Annotated in this window: 5 protein-coding genes; all 5 read right to left on the bottom strand. The window is 42.6% G+C overall.

Annotated features, from left to right (window positions below; genetic code table 11):
- Positions 1–185: 185 nt before the first annotated feature.
- A complete protein-coding gene (locus ACFILW_RS08905; RefSeq protein WP_375624504.1) occupies positions 186–314 on the bottom strand; it encodes a hypothetical protein in 129 nt (42 codons plus the stop codon).
- Positions 302–709, bottom strand: a complete 408-nt coding sequence (locus tag ACFILW_RS08900; RefSeq protein WP_375624506.1) for a hypothetical protein — start codon at positions 707–709, stop codon at positions 302–304. The genes ACFILW_RS08905 and ACFILW_RS08900 overlap by 13 nt, the downstream gene beginning before the upstream one ends.
- Positions 706–1,470, bottom strand: a complete 765-nt coding sequence (locus ACFILW_RS08895; RefSeq protein ID WP_375685594.1) for a hypothetical protein — start codon at positions 1,468–1,470, stop codon at positions 706–708. Before ACFILW_RS08895 ends, ACFILW_RS08900 begins: the two co-directional genes overlap by 4 nt.
- A gap of 3 nt (positions 1,471–1,473) precedes the next feature.
- A complete protein-coding gene (locus ACFILW_RS08890) occupies positions 1,474–1,887 on the bottom strand; it encodes a hypothetical protein (RefSeq protein WP_375624393.1) in 414 nt (137 codons plus the stop codon).
- Positions 1,884–4,691: hemagglutinin repeat-containing protein (locus ACFILW_RS08885; protein ID WP_375685593.1), on the bottom strand; the 2,808-nt coding region annotated here is incomplete at its 5' end. The genes ACFILW_RS08885 and ACFILW_RS08890, both read right to left, overlap by 4 nt.

The following is a 4,691-nucleotide window of genomic DNA, read 5'->3' as shown; positions in this document are numbered from 1 at the left end:
CTCCACATTCTAAAAGTATTTTATTTCTCCATAATGCTGGAGAAAGTGAGGGAATTGAGTTAACACATCCAGCTATATTTAAGAGAGCTATGCAACTCAACAGTTTTAAGATTTTCTTCATTTTTCCCCTCTTTCAATGGATTTATTTACGATAAAACAGCTCGAAAGCTTGTTGATATTTCCTGTCACCGCTGCTTAAAACAACGGTGAACAATATTGAGATGATTGGTTGAGGAAACAATCCCGCCATTCCAAGTGAAGGCAAGGATGGCGGATTGTTGATCATCACAAACAGCAAAACTTAAGGCTCGCATTCAGGTTGTTCTGGATGCTTTTTACAAAACGGGCTGTTCAAGCGCTTCTTGACACTGCGCTGTGGTATGACAGCACCTGGACGACAAATGGGAAGGTTTTCGGCTCTAAAAGTATAACACCAATTACCTCCCAACTTATCTTTATAACGAAATCCTGCTTGGAGCATGCAAGCATGAATTGTTGCTTTAGCATTAATGCTTATATTTTCACTTTCTGGATCAACATCATAAGGCGTTGGCATACCACATTCTAACAAAGCTTTTCCTACCTCAGTAAAATCAGTAACACTATTTTTCTCCCACATACTCAAATACCCTGGAGCAGGCTTATCAATGTTACATCCAGCGATATTTAACAGAATGAGACCACTTAATAATTTCAAGATTTTCTTCATTTTTTCCTCCCTGAATATTTTGAATAAATTGGCGTACGATTAGGTGAACCATAGCGCGATGTACACGCATAACCTGCATGACCATAACAAGCATGAACACTGGGGTAGCCTTTAAATATTTGCCCTCTCTCTTTCCAGGGACCACTTCCAGGAGGTATTTGCTCAAAAGTGTAAGGATTTTTGCCAATCTTTGTACCCACAAAGTCATTTTTATGATTTTCCAAGTTTACGTAATCCTGCTTTCCATCACTTAAGATATATAACGTATCTGCCATGTTTTGAGTATTATAAGCTGGTCCAAAGAAATTAATCGTTGTTTTCTTTGCTATACCATGAACACCATGCTTTTCTAAATCATGCGATCCATTGCCCGCTGTCATACTGCCGCGGCTATGCGCATCAGTATGCAATCCTATATTGCCAAGGCTATACAACAGATTCTGGTACTTCTTCGTCGAATTGGTCAGAGCACCCAACTTACCTTCTAGAAAATACTGATACCCTGCAATGAACCCCTCTACCAAGAGCGAATCGCTATGAGGGAACATCAGAAAATAGTGCGGATCATTCTTGTTATCAGCCAACTGAACCGCATTATGGGCTGCTTCATCTGGTGTTGTAAGAATACCATTGAGGAAAACATGAACCTTGCCATCAGAACCTTTTTGTAAATTCTGTTGTTCTTCATCCGTTAAATAATGTGCGTGAGGAAACAATCCCGCCGTTCCAAGCAAAGGCAAGGATAGGGGATTGTTGATCATCACTTAAGGCTTGCATTCAGATGCATTTTTATACCTTTTACAAAACGGGCTGTTTAAGCGCTTTTCGACACTTCTCTTCGGGATGACAGCACCAGGCTGACAAATGGGCAAGTTTTCGGCTTTATAGTTTTGACACCAAGTTCCTCCCCATTTATCTTTATAGTGGAATCCTGCTTGAATCATACAAGCATAAGTTGTTGCTTTTGCATTGTTGCTTCTCTCTCTATTTTCTGAATCAGGATCGATAAGACTCGGCATTCCACATTCTAATAAGGCTTTTCCTACCTCAGTAGAATCTGCTCCTGGCTTCTCCCACATATTCACGTACCCTGGAGCAGGTTTGTCAATGTTTTCAATGTCACATCCAGCTATACTTAATAAAACTATCCCACTCAATAATTTAAACAGTGTATTCATTTTTTTCTCCATAAATAACCTAAACCTAAATTATCCAAAATTGCATGAGGTGCATAAATTTTTGTATTATCATTATGATGTGTTCCATAATCACGTTCACACGCATCACCCGCATTACCATAACACCTATGGGTACTAGATTTAAAGCCGCGTAACGCTCGCATTTGCTCTATCATTGGAGTTGCTGGTGGAAATATTGCATAAGGGAACCTTAAGGGTGCCTTATAAAAAGTAGGTAGATTGTGACCAATTCCTGTACCAATGGGATCGAATATATGGTTTTGTAAATAAATATGATCTTTTTTACCATCACTCACATAATAGAGTGCATTCGCTATTGATTGAGAGTTATCAGCTGGTCCAAAAAGATAGATATCTGTTTTTTCTGCTATACCGTGAATGCCATGCTGTTCAAAGTCACGCATTCCATTGCCCACTGTCAAGCTACCACGGCTATGCGCACTAACAATCGCCCCTGTATTACCATAACGATAGACAAAATCTTGTAACTTCTTGGTCGAATTACTCCATTTCCCAAAATACTCATAAATCGCTACTCCGATCTCTACGAGCCTGTCTTTAGCTTGTGGGTGGTATGTAAAATAAAGGGGTTCATGCTCATTATCAGCTAACTGAACCGCATTACGCGCTGCTTCATCTGGTGTGTTAAAAATACCATTATAGAACATACGCCTGTTGCCATCAGAGCCAGCTTGTAAATACTGCTCATCTTCAGCATTTAAAAAGTGATACAGAGTAATATATTCTCCATCGCTGTCTTTTATAGGTTCTCCATTTTCATCGGTTAAATAGAGTACTTTGCCATTTTCATCATGCGCAATCTCACCTACTGGATGCTCTTTAACATTTGCGACTTCGCGCACTTTGTCCCAGTATCCCAATCCTTCATCCGATAAATCATTGATCATATCTACGCGATTATGAACGATCCCCTCAAGCGATGTGGCGTCCACCGGTGCAACGGCTTGGTGGGCTGTAGCGGTGTTGCGGTTGAGAGAGCCAATGATTTGTCCAGCATCTTGCCCCATCGCCCTCTGTCCAGTTGTATCAGTAAGAATGATAGTCCCATCGCTGATAGCAGATTTGGTTTCCCCTTCTGCTGCATCCTTGGCTTTGCCGTGATTTAAAACATTCTTGGCAATGTTCTTTATCGTATCATTCCCAGAAATGCTAAACCCATGGCTGCTGGCTTTAGCATGGGCACTGTTGCTGATATCACTGGTGGTAATGCTTCCAGTGGTCAGGCTGTTTTTATCTGCCGGCGCGGTGCTGGCAATGATGCCTCCGGTCAGCGTTGTTTTGTCTTTAACTATGATATTAAAGCCGCCATCACCCGCTTTGATGCCTGATTGTTCCACAACACTATGATAATCGCTGGAGGATTTATCCTTTTGGAAAGAAGCGCTCATGGAGCCCCCACCACCCGTTTGTCCAGCACCAAACCCAACAGAAACAGAGTTTTGCTTACTGGAAGTTTGTCCCGTATCACTGCGGCTGGTAATGGCAAAATCACCCCCTACTTCCATTTCTACACGCTCTCCAGAAACCACGGCGCCTGCCAATGTGGTGTTTGCCCCACTCGTGGTATGAACAGTGCCGGTGCCTATAATATGGCTGTTTTTGTGTTGAACTTCCTCACTGGAACCTTCCCCTTGACTAAAAGCAGCACTACCCGTTGCCCCTGCGCCACCCGTGCCATAACCGGTGCCAACACTCATTGAAGAACTTTCACTGCTGTTGTGTGTGCTTTGCGTGTTTTGTGCACTTTCAAAGGTGATATCTTCACCTGCTTCCATAGTGATATTTCCGCTCTGTGCATCATTTTCCAGCACATAGATTGGATTGGTACCAGCAATAATATCAGCGCCAACACCATGAATGCTGCCTTTGTGGGCTTGCATGTTAACAGCGCGTCCGCCTTCTATGCTATCTGTCACCGCTGTGGAGACTTGAGAAGAGGCTTCTGTTTTCTCAGTTTTAAAGCCCACGGTTACACTGCCAGATGCACCAGCCATATTGGCAAGAGCATCCTTGGTGGAGCCCCCCAACCCTCCTAATGAGCTACTCAGTCCTTTGGTTGTGTTCCCCTTTTCCCCTGTGTTGCCAGTCAGCCAATTAATAAAGTTCTCTCCTTTATTAAAGAGGTGATTGATTTTCATGCCGGTCAATATGCCATTAATAACTGTATTGTTACCATCCTTATTATTCATACGGTCCGCTGAATCTTTTAAGCCTTGTACCGTGCCAAGGACACCGATATCAACGGAAGTTGTCACACCAGCAAAAGACTTTTCATGTGTCTCTTTGCCGTTAGAGGTATCATAGCTTTCTGATAGGGTGATATTATTGCCAGCATCAATGTTGACATCACGATCCGCCGAAACAATGGTTGCTTGTAAATTCACATCATTGTCAGCAGTAATCTGCACATCTTGGCGTGCCGTGATGTGTGATTGTGTGGAAGTATTTTCCCATTGGTCCCCTGTGTCTTTAGCGCTCGCAATTCCAACACCTACAGAAGCACCGCTAGGGTTCTTTTCAAACTGAAACCCAAAACCTGTACGTTCTTCCTTTGAGCTTGAGGAATGGCTATTATGACCAACAAGCACATTGACATCACGAGCTGCCGAAAGGTTAACATTTTCCCCTGCAAGATCAGAGCCAACAATTTTCACATCTTTTTTCTTGGCAGTGATGTTGATATTGCCATCCGCATTGAGAGAAGAACCTTGATGCTCAAAACTCTCTTCATTTTCTGTCTTTCCCTCACTCCCGTATATCGA

It is taken from the genome of Bartonella sp. TT110JLCBS, from assembly GCF_042193405.1.
Classification (GTDB): domain Bacteria; phylum Pseudomonadota; class Alphaproteobacteria; order Rhizobiales; family Rhizobiaceae; genus Bartonella.
The sequence above is the reverse complement of the archived record's forward strand: the minus strand, read 5'-3'. Positions and strand labels throughout refer to the sequence as shown.

Coding starts and splice junctions, on each gene's coding strand:
- ACFILW_RS08890 (WP_375624393.1), bottom strand. CDS start 1,887: ATGAATACACTGTTTAAATTATTGAGTGGGATAGTTTTATTAAGTATA.
- ACFILW_RS08895 (WP_375685594.1), bottom strand. CDS start 1,470: ATGATCAACAATCCCCTATCCTTGCCTTTGCTTGGAACGGCGGGATTG.
- ACFILW_RS08905 (WP_375624504.1), bottom strand. CDS start 314: ATGCGAGCCTTAAGTTTTGCTGTTTGTGATGATCAACAATCCGCCATC.
- ACFILW_RS08900 (WP_375624506.1), bottom strand. CDS start 709: ATGAAGAAAATCTTGAAATTATTAAGTGGTCTCATTCTGTTAAATATC.